General features: G+C 52.8%; 11 protein-coding genes and 1 tRNA gene. 8 read left to right on the top strand and 4 right to left on the bottom strand.

From position 1 onward, the window contains the following. The first annotated feature begins 59 nt into the window (after positions 1–59). Entirely contained in the window at positions 60–329 is a 270-nt protein-coding gene (locus RDM26_RS00965) for a DUF4235 domain-containing protein (protein WP_307737204.1), read from the top strand. Positions 330–409: 80 nt separating this feature from the next. On the opposite strand, the gene RDM26_RS00970 is transcribed toward RDM26_RS00965, so the two are convergent. Further along, positions 410–2,101 carry a PQQ-binding-like beta-propeller repeat protein gene (locus RDM26_RS00970; RefSeq protein ID WP_307737205.1) on the bottom strand — a complete coding sequence of 564 codons (1,692 nt, stop codon included), beginning with the start codon at positions 2,099–2,101 and terminating at the stop codon, positions 410–412. A 292-nt stretch (positions 2,102–2,393) separates the two neighbouring features. On the opposite strand from RDM26_RS00970, the gene RDM26_RS00975 reads away from it, so the two are divergent. Beyond that, positions 2,394–3,236: a glycosyltransferase gene (locus tag RDM26_RS00975; RefSeq protein WP_307737206.1), complete on the top strand. Its 843-nt coding sequence runs from the start codon at positions 2,394–2,396 to the stop codon at positions 3,234–3,236. On the opposite strand, the gene RDM26_RS00980 is transcribed toward RDM26_RS00975, so the two are convergent. Then, the gene (locus tag RDM26_RS00980) at positions 3,179–7,777 is read right to left on the bottom strand and encodes a hypothetical protein (protein ID WP_307737207.1); all 4,599 of its coding nucleotides are present in this window, start codon (positions 7,775–7,777) and stop codon (positions 3,179–3,181) included. The genes RDM26_RS00975 and RDM26_RS00980 overlap by 58 nt on opposite strands. 78 nt (positions 7,778–7,855) lie before the next feature. Here RDM26_RS00980 and pheA point away from each other — a divergent pair, with 78 nt between their 5' ends. After that, positions 7,856–8,788 (top strand): prephenate dehydratase, encoded by a 933-nt coding sequence (pheA, locus tag RDM26_RS00985; protein WP_307737208.1) that lies wholly within the window; start codon positions 7,856–7,858, stop codon positions 8,786–8,788. 45 nt (positions 8,789–8,833) lie between these two features. Here pheA and RDM26_RS00990 read toward each other — a convergent pair whose 3' ends face one another. Then, positions 8,834–9,919, bottom strand: a complete 1,086-nt coding sequence (locus RDM26_RS00990) for a diacylglycerol kinase family protein (RefSeq protein WP_307737209.1) — start codon at positions 9,917–9,919, stop codon at positions 8,834–8,836. A gap of 161 nt (positions 9,920–10,080) precedes the next feature. Between RDM26_RS00990 and serS the strand changes: the two genes are divergently transcribed. From serS to RDM26_RS01015, 5 genes are all read left to right on the top strand, one after another. Then, complete coding sequence (gene serS, locus RDM26_RS00995; RefSeq protein ID WP_307737210.1) at positions 10,081–11,364, top strand: serine--tRNA ligase; 1,284 nt, start codon at positions 10,081–10,083, stop codon at positions 11,362–11,364. An 82-nt stretch (positions 11,365–11,446) separates the two neighbouring features. Beyond that, positions 11,447–12,307: a hypothetical protein gene (locus RDM26_RS01000; RefSeq protein WP_307737211.1), complete on the top strand. Its 861-nt coding sequence runs from the start codon at positions 11,447–11,449 to the stop codon at positions 12,305–12,307. Between the two features lie 46 nt (positions 12,308–12,353). Further along, positions 12,354–13,679 (top strand): AGE family epimerase/isomerase, encoded by a 1,326-nt coding sequence (locus tag RDM26_RS01005; RefSeq protein WP_307737212.1) that lies wholly within the window; start codon positions 12,354–12,356, stop codon positions 13,677–13,679. A gap of 56 nt (positions 13,680–13,735) precedes the next feature. Next, a tRNA-Ser gene (locus RDM26_RS01010) sits at positions 13,736–13,825 on the top strand. Between the two features lie 68 nt (positions 13,826–13,893). Then, positions 13,894–16,953, top strand: a complete 3,060-nt coding sequence (locus RDM26_RS01015; RefSeq protein ID WP_307737213.1) for a glycoside hydrolase family 2 TIM barrel-domain containing protein — start codon at positions 13,894–13,896, stop codon at positions 16,951–16,953. A 61-nt stretch (positions 16,954–17,014) separates the two neighbouring features. Here the strand turns inward: RDM26_RS01015 and galK are convergent, their stop codons facing one another. Then, positions 17,015–18,316, bottom strand: coding sequence for a galactokinase (gene galK, locus RDM26_RS01020; RefSeq protein WP_307737214.1), 1,302 nt, complete (start codon positions 18,314–18,316; stop codon positions 17,015–17,017). Positions 18,317–18,376 lie beyond the last annotated feature (60 nt).

The raw sequence follows: 18,376 nt of genomic DNA on the forward strand, positions 1-18,376 counted from the left end.
AACAGACTATGCCCACCTAGGGTAGGTTAGTAGTAACTATCAAAGCGGAAAGGCAAACCATGGATATTGGCTGGAAAGTAGCAAGCGCCGCGAGCTTGGCGGGTGCAGGTTTGATCGCGAACTTGGCGGTTAACACCGGTTGGAAACTAGTTACCGGGCACAAACCTCCGCAAGACGGGGAGGAAGCGGCCCAGTCTTCGCTACTAGAGGTAGTGCTTTTTGCCGCTATTTCAGGAGTGGCTGTCACTTTGATTCAGCGGGCTGCCATGCGCCGCACCAACAGCTGGTACGGGGGACGTCACAAGGATGTCCTCGATCTAGGTAACTAGTTTTCCTAGGACACGTTTTCCCGGTTCAGGACTTTGGTACAGCGGCCACAGATTCACCGATGATGGGCTCTAGGAGACCATTAGCGACCTGAAGCCACCTGGCCGGTACACAGGGCAGATGTTTTAGGATCGGCGATCGCGCTGGTGACGGTGATTGCGCTCGTAGCTTGGGGATCCTCTAGACACTTCTTAAGATAGTCTGACGCGGGTTTTCCTCGATCGATTTGCCCCGTATCGATTATCCGGATAACTTTTTCTGCCCCTTTTAGCTGACAGGATACCCGATTGAATTGCACCTGGTAGGAACTGCCAGAGCCCTTGGTATCGCTTACTCGGATGCAAGAATCAATCGGGACAGAAAATCCGGGTTCCGCAGCGGTCATGGGGTTGGCGGCACCGCGACCTACGGTTTGATTTTCCCCTACCTGTCGCCCCCAAGTTTGGAATCCCGCCGGAGACAGGGTCTGTAATTTCTTGTCTTCTTTTATGGATTCTAAAAAGCTGTTGTCTACAGCGCTAACGCTCCATAGCTCAATGCCATCAGCAGTGGATACTGCTTTAAGCAGTCCCTCCTCAGTGGTATAAAGCAAAACGTCCTGGTGTAGACGCATTTGTTTCACTTTCTCACTAAAGGACCAGATCTCTTTTCCGCTCTTTCGCGAATAGCAGCCGAGCTGGTTATCGCTGGAGACATACAGAGAATTGGTCGTCGGGAGCACCTGGGTTCCCGCTCCCAGTTTCATTTCGGTTTCGTCGAATAGGGCGCGAAGGGAACGTAACTTTTCCCAATCCATGCGGAAGAGCTTTCCTCCCTTTTGCACCAGGTCTAATAGCTGCCCGGAGGTGTCGGTGGGAACTGTAGTTCCCTGCGGGAGGGTAGTGACACGGGTGCGCTGCGGCTGAATAAATAGGGAGCGGGTGCACCCGTCTGCGGGGCTGAGCGCCCAAGCAGTATCGTCAGCGTTGCGGATCAATCTTCCGGGACTGGCAGCCTGAATCTGGTTAGTTTCGGGATCCACCAAATAGTTGATTCCTTTATGCCCGATAACCCACAGGGTATCGGAGAAAGTTTCAAAAGTTTCTGGTGCTTGCTCTGTAGGTTTACCGTCAAGGTTGCAGTTACCGGGATCTGGCTGTAGCTGCGGGTCGGAAGCTTTTTGGGAAACTAGTCCTTCCGCTAGCTGTTCGCCTTGATCCGATAGTCGGAGGAGGGAAAGATCTTCCCCAACGAGGACGATCTGGGATCCCTGGGTAGCGATATTGGCATAGGAATCGGTAGATTCCCATATCCAACGGGCAGTCCCCATCTTCAAATCCACTAGTGCTATCCCCGAACCATTACCCGAATGATAAAGACAGGGCAGGTGTCGATGGTCTCCATTGGCGCCCCCGAGTGTTTGCTGAGCGCAGGCAGCTATGGGGGCTCCTAAGTTTACCGACCAAGAGGAGGTTCCATCGGTTGATAGTTGCAGGATGACGCCACTACCATCACCAGTGACGCCGGCTCCAATGCGGTAATCTCCATAGGTTACTGGGCGAATGGAAGATTGTTGTCCCCATAGAGGAAGAAAGGACTCAATCCCGTAGTCTTGTGCCCGGAAATCCTCTTGCAGTACCGGTTGAACCTTAAAATAACCAGTTGATTGTGCTTGCCTGGAGGTGTAACGCCACCATAAGAAGGTTCCGCCACCGATTATCGCCAATAACGCGAGAGTGAGAATTACTATGACCAGCCGGAAAATCCGGCGTTTCATGCGCCTGGAGCCAGCCACTGCATCCTTCCTTCCGCTAACTTCAAATCAACTTAGTTAAGTCTAACCCGCACTGGTTATTTCTCGGTCATGGCGTGGCGGATATGCCAGTTAGTGAACAAGCTGGAGGGGGATAACCCAAATAATCAGGGCATTATCTAGGAAGGAAGGCGGGCTGAAATCAGAATTGTTTCTGATAGCTGGCCGCAGACAGGCTGCCGTGGCCGTCAAATAGGTTCGCAAGTTCCCTATTTATGGTTAGAATAAAGTTATAAGTTTGGGTCTAAAAGAATAGGCAAAGCTGAGGCAAAACATGCATGTAGATCCCGGTGGGCAGGCAGATCAGCGCGTGGCGGTAATTATTCCCGCAAAAGATGAGGCCGAGCGTATTGGGATGACTGTTAGAGCAGTAAAAGCGCTACCATTTGTCGACCTGGACTTAATCGTAGTGGTAGATGATGGTTCTTCAGATGATACTCGCGAAGTGGCCAGACAAGCCGGGGCGGTAACCGTCCGTCACACCGTTAATCGCGGTAAAGCTTCTTCCATGGAAACTGGCGCCAAAGTAGTAGCAATGCGGGCTATCAAGGGGGAAAAACCGCCACTGCTATTATTCTTAGACGCTGACCTAGCTGATAGTGCGGCTGAAGCGGCTCCATTAATCGAGCCAGTTATTACCGGAGAGGCCGACTGCAGTATTGCGGTTTTACCCAAGCCGACTGGGGCAGGCGGACATGGATTTGTACTGGGATTATCAAGATGGGCGATTAGACGTACTACCGGCTGGAATCCGCAAGCTCCCCTGTCGGGGCAACGCTGTCTAACCACGGCAGCTTTCCAAGCAGCTCTTCCCTTGGCAGCTGGCTGGGGAGTCGAAACGGATATGACGATTAGCCTGCTTAGTGCGGGTTTCTCGGTTAAAGAGGTGCCGGTAAACTTTACACACCGGGTTAGCCGGCGGGATTTTAAATCCCAGATGCATCGCCTGCATCAGTTTATTGACGTGGCGAAAGCCCTAGGTCGGCTGCGTGCCCGCCGGGTGCATGTCAAACCCCATAAGTTCTTAGATGCGGCGTTGAAACAAAAACCGGGCGAAGTTTATCGAGCTAAGCCCCGCGAAGTTGCTGGTAAAGACGCAAAGAGCGCCGAACAGTAAGCCAGAGCGGTAAGTAACAGTCCCGTGGCGGGCAGCTGAGTACCGGAATCATTGAGTAAATAGGCGAATAACTGGTTGATCCCGATAGCTAACAGAGTGATCCTAAGGGTACTTTCTTTCTTTGCCAGCGGGGTTTCTCCCAGTTGCGGACGCACGCGGGCAAATATCCAGGTGATAGAGGTTGCCAATTCTCGCAGATAGGTGCGGCCGCGCTGCCAGTATTTCTTGGAGTATTCCTCTTGTCTACGCGGGGGAGTAAGGGGAGCTAAAGCAAGATTGTCGGGCAGGAAAAGATTCGTCGGCATTGGAGTTAGGGACAGCGCGGGAAATACTAGGAGTACGAAAACTAGTAGGCAACACAGTAGTGACCAAACATAGGTTATTGATCCCCAGCTAGCCAGGTTAGCAAGGATTTTCCGGGTAATAATCACCTGAAGGTCACCGTTAATAACAGACTGTACAAAGTTTCCGAGATGCGTTCTTTGAGAAGCAGGACGCATCCAGTCGGCAAATGCCAGTCCTACGGAAGCTCCTGCCGCCACCATGAGCACCACGAGTATCCGTTTTATTCCTATCCGTTTTCCGTTAAGTAAGAGCACCAGTACTAAGAAGCCGGGTAAGAAGGATATCGGTCCCCCAAAATCGGCTCCATAACGCGGGAGACCATCTATCACCATAAAAGCTATCGCTAAGAGGTCGATCAACAAGTTAGCTAACCAGACTTGGCGCCGAGAATTCTTTTTGCGTTCGAAAGCTGCAGGTCGTCCTAGGGAGGTAACACATCCGCATAGCAGCAGGGTCCAGATGGCACACACTGAGTAATAGACATTTCCAAACCCAAAGAAGCGGGCTCCTAGTAGGGAAAATGATCCGAAGGGGGAGTCCATGGAAATGTGAGAACCGGTGGCGACATCTAAACAAATGAAAAAGGTACTGAAAGCGGCAACTAGCAACGCCGGTCCAATGGGGCGATCACGCCAGGGACCAGTGCAGGCAACCAGAGCTAGTGAGGAGGCAATTAAGACGCTGGTAGTAATGAAAAAACTGGTGGGTGCTTCGGCTTCCCACCATGGTAACATCGCGGCTCCCAGGCAAGCAGCGGGTAAGGAAGCCAGCGCTAGACAAAGGAACTGTCCGAGCATGCCCAGTTGAATCTGCAAATGAGGACGTCGCGGATTCGGTTTTATGGCTAGTAAAGAAACTAGGCACAACGCTAGTACTAATAAAGACCCAGCTGCGAAGCCTACAAATTTGTTTGGCGGGAGTCCCAAGCGTGCATAGCTAGCATCGGCGCGTTGAGAGGTACTCACGAGACGCTCGAGGCGATCAGCACTATCAGTGGAGGCATTGCTGCTAATCATTAGGGAAGAACCCGAGGTACTCAACTTGTCGTTGCGGGCGCCCAACCAGTCCAAAACCGTGGCCGGTAAATCCGCGGTTTGGGCAATCCCCACCTGGTGGGTAGAGGGCGAATACGCGATCCCCTCCGAGATCCCCTTCCCATAGACCAGGGCGGCTTGTAACCGTTGCTGGGCGGAATCGGGGTTAGTCGATACCACCAGGGCACGGGTATTCTCTGGCAGCGCCGCTAAGGTGTTCTTCAGGGCGGTAATCTGTTTTTCCTGTTGGGCTAGGGTGATGCGATCCGGTAACTTTTCCCGCAGATCAGGATAGGTAGCTATAGTAGGAAACAACCGATGATTTTGTTTTCGGGTCTGGGTTAGGTAGTCCGGATCTAGTCCCGGGTCTTGACTAAGCACAGTGGAAAGATCTACCAAGTGCAAGGCGTCAGGAGAAAAGGTGCTGTCAGAATCCCCGAATAGGCCCGGGGAGGCTGGGGGAGTAGGATTTACCTGCGGGTTCATTTCTGAGCGGCGCAGATTATTTCTATCTTGCATCTGGTTACGGCCATTTTTTGCGTCAGTAACTAGCGTTCCCGCTTGCAAAGAGTTTCCCGAGAGGGAACCGCCATTTTGTAATAGCCAAATCGGATCCCAAATATCTGATTTTTCCAGTTGGGATTTCCCGGAGGCAGGATCCAGGAAATAGAAAATATCTTGCTGCTGTGCCCCCACCTCGCTGGTCTGTCGGTCCGGATTGAGGTTTTGGGATCCCGCTTGCGCATCAATCAAGGTCAGAGCATGAGAGGAAACCATACTCCGTACTGCCTGAGCGTATCCGGCGGCCAGGGGATCAATATCGCTTACTTCTCCGCGGATAATTCCTTCCTCATCTGCTAGAGCCAAAGCGGCACTATTTCCGATAGCTCCCGCAGAAATTTGGGCGTCTTGCAGCTGCTCAACAAAAATCCCAGGCTTGGCTGCAAGGGAGCTGGCGATAGCCGAGCGCTGATAGTAATCCCACATTTGTACCCGTTTCCCGTCACTTAAAGGCTCCGGCTGTAGGCAAAGGTTACGTCCCGCCAGCGAGTATCGCGACAGGGGTCGGCCAGCAGAAAATGTTAACCAGGCATCCTGGGGACAAGCCATAGCCTTAAAAGGGTAGGGAGCTAAGGTAAACAGCGCCCCGTTTCTAACTGCCGGGGAACTGCCTGCCAGTTCTGGCGGCGCTGCCATTAGGTCTTCCCAAGGAAGCCCTGAAGTGAAAACCACCGCCACTTTGGTATCCGTGGATTGGGGTAAGGAGTCAATCTTGGTGGCCGGGGCATCGGGGCTAACTCCAAAAGTCCCGATTATTCCGGCTCCCCCTAGGGATAGTGCCCCCATCACTGCAACTATCGAAACTGTTCGGAAATACGAACTGGAACCCGAAGCGCAGGGCGAATCCACAACCGGATGGGAGTAAGTCAAAAATGCCACAGTTAAAGGAGCGAGGAAAAGCAGGGCACAGATCAGAGCCGACGCTCCTGCCCACAGCCACAAGCCAATAAATAAGGCTACCGCCGTTACCGCACTAATCGCTCGGCATTTAATACGGTTTCGGCGCCAAAAAGTATCTAGAGGCGGTAAGGACGCTAGCAGGCAAACCGCGGCTAGTAGCAAGCAGCTAAGCATCAAGGCGGCGGCTTCAGCAGATAGTCGCCAAAAGAAGGGGCCATCTAAAACGCTATAGCCCAAAGGGGTTCCCACTTGGGTATATTCAGATTGTTTGCGCGTGCAGAGCAAAATCCCCAAGGTGAGGGCACTTGCAGCTATCCCTGCCCTGCGCGCCAGTGGGGCAGGAGAAAAAGCGAAAGATTGTCGCAGGGCTGAAACGAACAGCGCTAACAGGGCAGTAAAAAGTAAAGCAACAAGAGCTATCGCGCCACTAGTCCAGCCGGGAGATACTGCCCAGTCAGCACCTAATAGGTAGTAGAGACCAAAAGAAGCCGGAGAAAGGAAAGCAGTAAAAACTGCAGCGACGCTTAGGGGAATTCGGATGCGACGGAGCTTAAGTTTTCCGCGCTTCCGGTTCCACAGGTATCCCCCTAAGACTAAAAAGAAACCGCAGGCGATAGCCAGATAAAGCCAGATTTTAGTGTTGGTACTGGCGGCAGAAAGCTGAACCTGGTTTTGTAAATAATCTAAACGCTGTTGCAGGTTTTTTTCTGTCGAACTGCTGGCAGCATTTTCTAAGTTTATTAACGGTTGTAACTGCCCTGGAATACTGTCAGCAGTTAGCGGCGATCCTTGGTTTCCAGCAGGCACCGGTAGGGAGAAATGAGAAAGAATCTGAGCGTTAATATCTGCTAAAGTGCTTAGACCGGCAGCGTTGGTGCTAGCGGAGGTTGCTAGGCCGGTACCGCTAGCTGGGGAATAGTTCAGCAAATAGGGCGCAGTGTTTTTTACATCGGCCACTAGGGACAGGGAAATCATCCCCGACTTGGGGCTTAACCCGGCCAGCGCTCCCTCCAGCATTTGTAGTTGCCGCTCGGATGGGGAAAGGGAGCTCAGATCTACTACGGTGAGCCCGCCCTCGGCCAAACTGGCTTTCACTTTAGCCGTCAGTTCCGGGACGGATTCTGGTAGCGTGGCATAGTTTTTCACGGAGCCGTTACCGTGAGCCAGCAATAAGCCCGCCTGGGAGCCGATTGCACGCATTTTAATTCCGAAGGCTTCTAAAACGCCCGCTAATTGTCCCGGGCGTGCCTGCTGAGTTTCTTGCCAGTAGTTTTCGCCAATTCCTGCTATTTTCCCGGCCGCTACCGCGGCTCTAGGGCAGGGGTGCGCCAGGTGGGCAGGATAGCCATTTTGTATGGTTAACACAGATTCGCTAAGGCATCCTGAGGTATTAACAGTGCCGACTGCCCCCGCCGAGGCGTATTTTGCGAGCTGCGGGTATTGCTTCAAATTGGGGGAGATTTGTTGCCAAGACAGATCCCGAGTTAGCACTAACAGTAGGGGATCTCTTACCCGCGGTTTGGAATAGGTATCTAGGTTAGGGTAGTAGATCTTTTGCGCTGGAGTAAGCCCCTTAGGGGCAGGTTCTGGTTCCCAAGTGGTCGCCGCCGCTGGCCTAACCGGTAAGACTAGTAATACCAACAAAAAACTAAACAGGAGGGCGCTGCCTAAACGGGAAAGGTGCCTTACTGTTTTTGCCACAGCCATATTCTACGGTCTCAATAAGGGTAAAGGGCATTTTTCCTAGTATCGTGAAAATAGTTGATAAAGGAAGCGGAGATGAATACTGCAGTTACTAACTATGCGTTCTTAGGGCCGGTAGGTACTTTTTGTCACCAGGCATTGCTGCAAGTGGCAACGGCTGATGCCCAGCTGATTCCCTGTGCCGGGGAACGCCTCGCTATGGATATGGTGCGGGAAGGGAAAGCCGAGCGGGCAGTGGTGCCTATCGAAAACTCTATTGAAGGAGGCGTGAGCGCCACTTTGGATTCCCTGGGATGGGACAAACGCCTGCAAATCGTGGCGGAAATGATTGTCCCGGTAGGGTTCACCTTAGCGGTGCGGGAAGGGACGCAGCTTTCCGAGATTACCCGCATCGGTACCCATTCTCACGCCTGGGCTCAGTGCCGCAACTGGGTAGCAGACCATCTGCCGGGGGCGGTTCATGTAGCCACCACATCCACGGCGGAATCAGCGCGGATGCTTTCCGAGGGAGATGCGGGTTTCCAAGCGGTGCTAGCCTCGGGGGCAGCAGTAACGACCTATGGGCTTACGCCTCTTTACGAGGACGTGGCCGATAATCCCGGGGCAGTTACCCGTTTCGTGGAAGTGGCAAATCCCGGTCACGTACCTCAGCCCTGTGGAGCTGATAAAACCACTATTCAAGTACGGTTACCTAATGATTACCGTTCAGGGGCGCTGCTGGAAATGCTGCAACAGTTTTCGGCACGGGGAATCAACTTGAGTCGTATCGAGTCGCGTCCTCTAGCTGGGCATCCGGGGCGCTATGTGTTCAGTATTGATCTGGATGGACACGTTAGAGAAGAGCGAGTGCAATCTGCACTGCGTGGGCTGTACCGGATCAGTGAAGACTTACGGTTCTTAGGTTCCTATGCGCGTGCTGACCAGGTGCGAAATGATCATGCTCCCCGCACGGGAGACCGTGATTTTCAGCGTGCTCGGGGCTGGGTGGAGTCGATTTTACAAAAGTAGGTCACGAGTTCGCGATTATGAGCTATGCAGATCTCTAGGAGTTTCCTAGGGGATGCGTACCACTACTGCTCCGCGATCTAAAGACGCAGAAATCTCCCGGTAGCTACCCACCGTATCGCCATCGACTTGAATCATCCGCGGCTCCCCGTGCACCTTGGCACTGGCGGTCCGGGTACGGATCACATCGGTTTTTGAAACCAAGCCTGCGGTTAGTCTTTTCAACCCCAAAGTGTCACGAAATACCCTAGTGGTGACTTCTAGTAAACCGATTAGGCCTCCCCGCACGCTCAGCATTAGTACCTCAAGCCAACCATCATGAGGATTAGCTTCTGGGAGTAAAGGAATCCCGCCAACCAGTTCCCCACAAGAGGCAAAGAGCAGGGTATTTACTTTACGAGTACGGGTATGGGATTGGTCTCCAAAGGAAATATCCATAGTGATAGGAGGATTGTTAGAGGCTGCGATACCCGACACTACATAGGCTCCCCATCCGATTGAGGCTTTTAATTTAGTCGATACCTTGTCCATAACTTCCGCGTCATATCCGATACCCGCCATCACCAGGAAAGGAAAATCTTCTCCAGTTTCAGTTTTTAGATGCCCTAAATCGACTTCGGTATTTTTACCTGTAAAAGCAATTTCGCAGGCTCGTCGCAAAGAATCAACCGGGATATTAAGGTTTCTGGCCAAAAGATTTCCGGTTCCTAGTGGCAAAATCCCCAGCGGAATCCGGCTCTCGGCCAGGGTTGCTGCAATAATCCGTAATGTGCCATCTCCACCAGCTGAAATAACCAGTCCTACCTGTTGCTCAATTGCTTGTTTTGCCTGATTTTTTCCTAAGGATTCCTCGTCCGTTTCGAGAAAAATAGGTTCGTCATACCCGGTGGCTTGGGCGCGTTGGGTTACAGTGCGCTGGAAATCATCCAGGTTAGAAATCTTTGTAGGGTTATAAATAATCGCTACCCGTTTGGAAGAGTCATTAGCGCAGGTAGTGGTAGGCGCAGAAAATCCTCGTTTAATCGCAAGTTTCATTGCCCGGGTGGCAATCCGGCGGGCACTAATCGCCGCGGACAAGGCAATAATCCCTACAGCCAGCGCCGCGATTACCAAAATCCAGAGCACAGTGGTCATAGCTGCTAGTTTAGAACATTTGCAGTCATCTTAGAGTAACGGGGAAGCTCAGTAAGGATTGGCGGGGCTCAACTGACCAATACTGCCAGGAATTCCGCTACCACTTACTCGTTAGAAAAAACAAGATGAGAAGCGATGCCCGGTGAGGATATGATAAACCCATGATTGATATTCGTCAGTTGCGTGAGGATCCGCAGCCAGCAAAAGATTCCCTAATCGCCCGCGGGGATGATCCCGCGCGGATCGATGAAGTACTGGCCGCAGATGGGCTCCGACTCAAAAAACAGCAAGAATTCGAAGCGATGCGCGCGGAGCAAAAAGCGCTGTCGAAGAGCATTGGGCGAGCTGAACCCAGCGAGCGGCCGCAAGTACTTGCCAAGGCGAAAGAGCTGGCAGCAAAAGTTAAAGAAGCCGAGGCCGAGGCGGGAGCAGCTTCCGCTAAAGCACAGGATCTCCTGGCGGCACTGCCCAATATCATCATTCCCGGGATTCCCTCCGGTGGCGAGGATGACTATGTAGTTCTCGCTCACCGCGGGCAGCCGATTCGAGACTTCGCAGCGGAGGGAATCAAAGTCCGCGACCACCTGGAAATCGGAGAGATGCTGCAGGCAATCGACGTTAAGCGAGGCGCTAAAGTATCTGGCTCCCGTTTCTACTATCTACGAGGCATCGGGGCACGCCTGGAACTGGCGCTGCTTACCTGCGCCTGGGATTTGGCAGAGCAGCATGGATTTATTCCCATGACTACTCCCACCATGGTCACCCCCGATACGATGCGGGGAACCGGTTTCTTAACCGAGCATTCCGAAGAAATCTACTACCTACCCGCCGATGACCTCTACCTGGTAGGTACCTCCGAGGTTGCCCTCGGTGGTTACCATGGCGGGGAAATCCTGGAACTAGGGGAAGCGCCTCTACGTTATTCCGGCTGGTCAGCCTGCTACCGGCGGGAGGCCGGGTCGCATGGAAAAGATGTGCGCGGAATTATTCGGGTACACCAGTTCAACAAGGTAGAAATGTTCTCTTATTGCCGTCCAGAAGTATCTGAAGCGGAACACCAGCGCCTATTGGCATTGGAAGAGGAAATGTTGCAAAAAGTTGAACTGCCATATCGGGTAATCGATACCGCAGCTGGGGACTTGGGAACTTCAGCAGCCCGCAAGTTCGACTGCGAAGCCTGGCTGCCCAGCCAAGAACGCTACTTAGAGCTAACCTCTACCTCCAACTGCACCACCTATCAGGCCCGTCGCCTGGGGATTCGCTACCGGGACGAGAACGGAAAAACTCAGCCGGTCGCTACTTTGAACGGTACTTTAGCCTGTACTCGTTGGCTGGTAGCTATCCTGGAGAATCATCAGCAAGCCGATGGGTCAGTGTATGTACCGCAGGCGCTGCGTCCCTACCTGGGTGGGAAAGAAATCCTGGAGCCAGTTCCGAACGCCTAAATCTGAGTGCAAAGCGTGAAAGGATTAACCCAGGGCGCCCTCGCGCATCCCGAGATAATTATTTAAAGGACGGAGAGATTCGATGGCTGATTACCTGGAGTATCCTCAGGGAGATTATGTGCCTCAAGTAGTTGAGCGTGCCCTCGAGAGCTGCAGAAGCTATGGGGAAGATATTGCTACTGCCGCGGTAGTTCCAGAAAATGATTGTGCCCGCGTACAATTTATCGCTCTCCAGGATGGCCGCATCTGTGGGATCCCCGTTGCTCGCGAAGTACTAACGCAAGTACTGGGAGACTATGACTTGCATTTGCGGATTGCGGATGGCACCACGGTAACTGCGGGAACTCCAATTTTGGAACTGAGTGGTAATACTCGCGGCCTTTTGGAAGCCAGAGATCTTTGCCTCTGGTTCTTATCGCATCTGTCGGGGATCGCAACTAGGACCGCGCAGTGGGCGCAGGCACTTTCGCAGACGAAACTGGTAGTCAGGGATACTCTCTCGGTTACTCCCGGCTTAGGCGAACTCGAAAAATATGCGGTTAGAGTCGGGGAGGGGATGACTTCGCGCCTGGGGGTTGGTTCTTTCCCGCGGGTGACGGTGGAACATCTGAAATTGGGAACCGGCCTGGGAGACGTTATCAACCACGTGCGTACGGCGGCCAAGGGTAAACCGATCGAGGTAGAAATAGATCGCCTGCAAGACTTAGATCCTTTGTTAAAAATGCGGGTTGACCTGGTAGCTTTGCAGGGATTCACCCCTGAACAGGCAGCCATGGCAGCTGATCACCGCCAGACAATTAATCCCGGAACCCTGCTGGAAGTCAGGGGGGATCTAGACCTGGAAGACGCCGGTGCATATGGCGATTCTGGAGTGGATTATGTGGCGGTGCCCGCTCTAACTGACACGGTTACCCCCGTGCGTCACCAGATGAGTTTTGTCTAGTCTTTTTACCTGTCCCCAAAGAACACATCAACAAAGGAGCTGAACAATGTTTTGGTTCGACTCAATCGAACATAATCGTTGGCTGTCTGCATGTTTGCAGGATTTGCTGGATTACGGGCGTAAATCAGAGGTCAAAACGGGGTTTGCCTGTCTAGATCGAAACGGCGAAGTCGATCTAGAACAGCCGATTCAGTTGTATCTAACCTCTCGCATGGTGCACGTGTTTTCTCTTGGGGTGCTGCTGGGGGTGCCCGGATGTCGCCGCTTGGTGGAGCACGGGATTCGTTGCCTCAACCAGTATTTCCGTGACCCCGATAACGGCGGATGGTTCGATGCCATTGAACACGAACTTGACCAGAACGGAAAGGCTATCCCTTATAAAGGACGTGAGGACAAACGTTCCTACTCCCACGCATTTTTACTGTTGGGGGCGGCCTCAGCAACTGCAGCTGATCGCATCGGTGCCCATGAATTGATGCAAGAAGCTATTCGGGATAACGATCTGCACTGGTGGGATCAGGAAGCGGGGATGGTGTGTGAAAGCTTCAATCGTGACTATTCTGTTTGCGAAGATTACCGGGGTCTGAACTCTAATATGCATATGGTAGAGGCCTATATGCTGGTAGCCCAGGTTACTAATGACAGTAAATGGACGGAGCGGGCGATGCGGATTCTGGAGCGCGTTGCTCGGGTATCACGTGAATATGATTGGCGAATCCCGGAGCATTATGACAGTGACTGGCAGCCGCTACTGGGATATAACCGGGATAATCCGCAGGAAACCCACCGTGCTTACGGCTCTGATGTGGGGCACTCCTTCATGTTCTCGCGTCTAATGTTAGAGGCACGAGCCATGTTGAAAAATACCAAGAAAGAAGTACCTGAATGGCTCAGTGAAGCCGCAACCGAAATGTTTGAGCGGGCGCGCGAAGATGCCTGGAGGCGGGATGGGGCTCCCGGGTTTGCCTTCACCGTGGATTGGGAAGGCAAACCAATAATCCGTGATCGCCAAGCCTGGGTGCAATTTGAGGCAATCGGTGCGGCAGTCACGCTATTGCGGGCAGCCCAACAAGAAGGTGCCTCAGCAGAAGTTGTAGACCATTATGAGCATTGCTATCGCGCCTGGCTTGATTTTGCCTATGAGCATTTTCTGGTGCGGGGCGGAAGAATTGTACATCGGCTTTCCTCGGAAAATCAGCCTCTGGATTTAGAGAATCAAAAACTGCGGGACAGTGTTTACCATGCCGTGCAAGCGGTGCTGTTGCCACGTCTGCCTTTGTCTCCTGCATTCGCAATAGCTCTGGCGCAGGGGTTGCTGGATAAACCGCTGCCTGAGGAGCCTGACCGCAAGAAAAGATTTGGCGGATTTTAGCTCTGGCGGTTAGCAACTGTAACATGGGGCTTGTCCGTACGCTTTAGCGTAGGTCAGGAGAGTTGTCCGAGTGGCCGAAGGAGACGGTCTTGAAAACCGTTATACCCGCAAGGGTATCAAGGGTTCGAATCCCTTACTCTCCGCCAAATGTCGTTTACCTGCGGTTTTAATAACAAATATTCCCAGTATTCTTACGCTGGGGGTGGAGAAGCAGATGCAGTTAAAAGTTCACCATCAAGACCTGCAGGTCTTGCACGAAAATACTCTCCCGGCGCGGGCCTACTATATACCGCTCTCGCCGCTACGAGCTGCCAAAGAAGAAAACCGGGGACGTAACTTCAACTTAGAGCGCGAAGCCTCTGATCGTTTCCAGCTCTTGAATGGTGACTGGGACTTTGGGTATTACCCAAATCTAGAGGAGGTGCCCGCCGACTTTTTTGCCCCCGAGGCTGCGGCACTACCGGATAGGATACCCGTGCCTGGCTCCTGGCAGCATCATGGATATGACCAGCATCAATACACCAACATTAACTACCCCTTCCCCTTCGATCCGCCGCATGTTCCCCAAAGCAATCCCGCCGGAGCCTATCGCTACACCTTTAACTATGAACAAGACCCGGAAGCTCCGGGTGCCACCTTGGTTTTTGAAGGAGTAGATTCCTGCTTCTACCTGTGGATGAACGGTAAATATGTCGGTTATTCCCAGGTGACGCACGCTCAATCCGCTTTTGATATCACTGAATATCTAATAGAGGGGGAAAACACCCTGGCGGTACTGGTTTTCAAATGGTGTGATGGCTCCTACCTGGAAGACCAAGACAAGTTTCGCACTTCCGGAATTATTCGTGACACTTACCTGTTGAAACGGCCGCTCTCGCATCTAAATGACTATTTTGTTACTACCGATTTGCAGGATAATCAGGTAGAAGTAGCCCTGCGTGCCAACTTTAGTGGCGAGGCGCTGGACATTACCGCCACCCTAAGCGGTACTGAGGGCGAGGTAGGCAGCTGCGTCCTCGAGCCCTTCGCGGATCCGCAGGGTATCTATACCCACTGCGCTAGGTTCACTGTCGAGAATCCCCGGCTGTGGCATCCGGGCGACCCCTATTTATATGACCTGGTAATGGCCAGCGAGGCCGAAGTGATTACCGAAAAAGTGGGGGTACGGGAAGTTACGATCGAGGACGCGGTGCTAAAATTCAACGGCAGCCCCATAAAAATAAAAGGGGTAAATCGTCACGATAGCGACCCCGATTCCGGGCCGGTAGTGTCTATCGAGCATATTAAGCGGGATTTGCAGCTGTTGCGGCACCACAATATCAACGCAGTCCGCACTGCCCACTATCCCAACTGTCCCCAGTTTTATCACCTGTGTGACCAGGCGGGATTTTATGTGATGAGCGAGGCCGATAACGAAAGCCACGGCACCCGCAACCGCCTGCTAAAGGACGAATCCGAAGAGAATATTTTGGAGCATTGGAACCATCCGATTGCCAATAATCCCGAGTGGATAGCGGCCACGATGGATCGGATGCAGCTGTGCGTCCACTCGGAAAAGAATCGTCCCAGTGTATTATCCTGGTCAGCAGGTAACGAATGTGCTTATGGCTGTACCTTCGAAAAATGCTTGGCTTGGGTAAAACAATTCGATCCCAGCCGGGTAACTCAATACGAAAGCGCGTTCTATCGGTCTACTGATCGCAAATATGACTACCAAAATATCGACCTGTATTCACGGATGTACCCGCCGCTATCTGACATTGAGGATTATCTGGAAAAACTGGGAGACAAACCCTTCCTCCTAGTTGAATACTGCCACGCTATGGGCAACGGCCCGGGCGACCTAGAAGAGTTCTGGGACAAAGTACGTTCCGACGCTCGCATGTGTGGCGGTTTCATCTGGGAGTGGTGTGACCATGCCGTAAGGGATAGTGAAGGGCATCTGCTTTACGGTGGCGATAGCGGCGAAGATCCCCACGATGGGAACTTCTGTGTAGACGGGTTGGTATCCCCAGAGCGGGTGCCTCATATCGGTCTGTTAGAAGCCAAGAATGTCTATCGCCCTTTGCGTTGTCAATATGATCAAGAAGGCGGAAAACTGCTGGTTACTAATACCGCCGACCATCTAAACGCCGCCGGTTTTACCTCCTTACGCTGGGTAAAAGTGGTAGACGGGCAGGAAGAAAGCGGCACTTTGGAAGTGCCCAATTTGCCCGCTCATGAAACGGTTGAGATTCCCTTGCGGTTAGAAGTACCCGCACAAGGTCGCTGCTACCTGCGGGTAGAAACCTATTTAACCCAGCCCTTAGCCTTCCTAGAAGCCGGGCATTTTCTGGGGTTCGACGAGTTCGCCCTCAAGAACCCGAGCCCGCACACTCCCCGTGCCCTGGAGCTATTAAAAGCGGATGCCGAGGGAGACGGGACAGCTAAGATAACGGAAGATCCCCTAGAAATATGCGTTGCTAGGGGGGATTATAAATACCGCTTCTCGCGTCATACCGGCATGCTGACTGGGATTGAGCTAGGCGGAAAAGAACTATTAAAGCAGCCGGCTGAATTAAATATTTGGCGGGCTCCCACCGATAACGATATGTATATTCGTCCCCTCTGGGAGCGGGTGCGCTATGACCGCGCCTACCCGCACGCGTATGAGATTCACGCCGATAATGAAGCCCGGGGCGCGGTGATCGGCGCCAAAGTGGCACTAGTGGCAAAAACCTTGCAGCCGCTGCTGAAGGCTCATATTGAGTGGATTATCAGGCTAGACGGAGTTTTGCAGGTAAACGCGAAGGTACGCCGGGATACCCAATTCCCCGAGTTGCCTCGTTTAGGGTTGCGTTTCTTCCTGGGCAAGTCTCTGAAACAGGCCACTTGGGCAGGGCTGGGTCCGCACGAAAACTATGTCGACAAGCGTCGTTCTAGTTGGCATGGACGCTTCGAATCACCAGTTTCCGATTTGTTCCAAAATTATTTACGTCCGCAAGAAAACGGATCTCGCTCAGATTGCGACTATCTGTGCCTTGCCGGAAAAGACCTGAAGATCGAGGTTGCCAGCGAGGAAGTATTTTCCTTTAACGCCAGTTATTACAGTCAAGAGGAGCTTACAGCTAAGCCTCATGACTATCAGTTAACGGAAGCTGATAGCACCATCTTGTGTCTGGACCACCTGATGGCGGGGATCGGTTCGCAAAGCTGCGGACCGAAACTACTGGAAAAATATCGGGTTGATTTCGAGACCAGCACGTTCTCTTTCACTATCCGTCTTTCCAACTAAGTAAAAGGACAAGAAAGACCTAGCGGAAAAGAAATATCCAAAACGTTATAAGACTGTCGCCCTAATCGACTCTGCCGGCTGCTGCGGAGGGCAAGGCGCTAAGGAAGCGGGGTTGGTTAAAACCAGCCTCGGCGAAAGCGTCTAGTACGGCACTGGCAGTTGCCGCAAGCTGGTCGCTGCGAACCAGGGCGATAGCGCACCCTCCGAAGCCTCCTCCCGTCATCCTGGCTCCATAGGCGCCGGCCTTCCGGGCTGCTGCCACCGCAACATCTAGTTCTTTGCAGGTAACTTCGTAGTCGCGTCGTAAGGATTCGTGGGAGGCGTCTAGCAACTTGCGCCATTGATCTAGATCCGCGCCCGCCTCTAAAAGTTCACACAACCGTTGGCAGCGAGCAATCTCGGTAAGCACATGGCGTACTCGCGAAACCTGCTCCGCGTCCTTCAATTTATCCAGCTGCGATTGCACCCAAGAGGGAGGATAGTCTGCAGCTTCTAAGTCGGTCAGGTTATCGGAGGGTGCAATACTCTTCGGTACCAGCTCACCAAGTTCTTTCACCCCCAAAACCCGGGCAGCCTCCTCACAGGCAGCTCGGCGTGCCCCGTACTGTCCATCAGCAAGATCATGGGAAGTGCAAGTATCAATCACCAGTAAGGACAGTCCCAAAGCTGGCAAATCAAAAGGATGGGAACGAGCTTGCCAAGTGGCACAATCCAGCTCTAGCACGCAGTCTTTTTCGCACAGCATCGAGGCCGATTGATCCAGACCTCCGGTAGGAGCCCCAACATAGCGGTTCTCAGCTACCTTTCCCGCCTCTACCAGCAGTTTTCTTCCCTCAAAGCTTCCTGCCAGCCCCAGCGAAGCCAGGTCATCAATACCCACCGCGATCGCACATTCTAAAGCCGCGGAAGAAGACAGGCCGGCGCTTAAGGGAACACTGGAAGCTATCGCTACTTCTAACCCCGGTACTTTCTGCGCTAGTTCTCGCGCTTTTTCTGGGTGACCGTTATCTTCAAGTACCCGTTTCAACCCCAAGATCACGCCCCCGACAAAAGCACCGGAGCCGCTAGCGGGATAGTTTTTTGCTAACTCTAAAAGGCTGTGAACGCTTAGCTGCGGGAAGTCTTCCGAAATAATTTTGAGCTGATCGTCCTCACGTACCCGCAGGGCCACATAGATAGCGTGGGGGAGGGCGAGGGGCAGTGCCTTCCCGCCATTGTAGTCGGTGTGTTCCCCGATTATATTGACCCGTCCAGGAGCCCGCCAGACCCCCATCGGTTTCGTTGCAAAGGTTTCCTCGAAAAGCTCTCGAGCTCTGCGCGCGCCCTCTTGCGGATCATACGCGGGGATAAATTCCGGTTTCATGGTTGCGTTAGAACCTTTCTATTTGGCCTGGCGTCAACCAGTCTACCTTGCAGATAACCC

Origin of the sequence: uncultured Varibaculum sp. (assembly GCF_902489465.1) — a bacterium.
Taxonomy (GTDB): Bacteria; Actinomycetota; Actinomycetes; order Actinomycetales; family Actinomycetaceae; genus Varibaculum.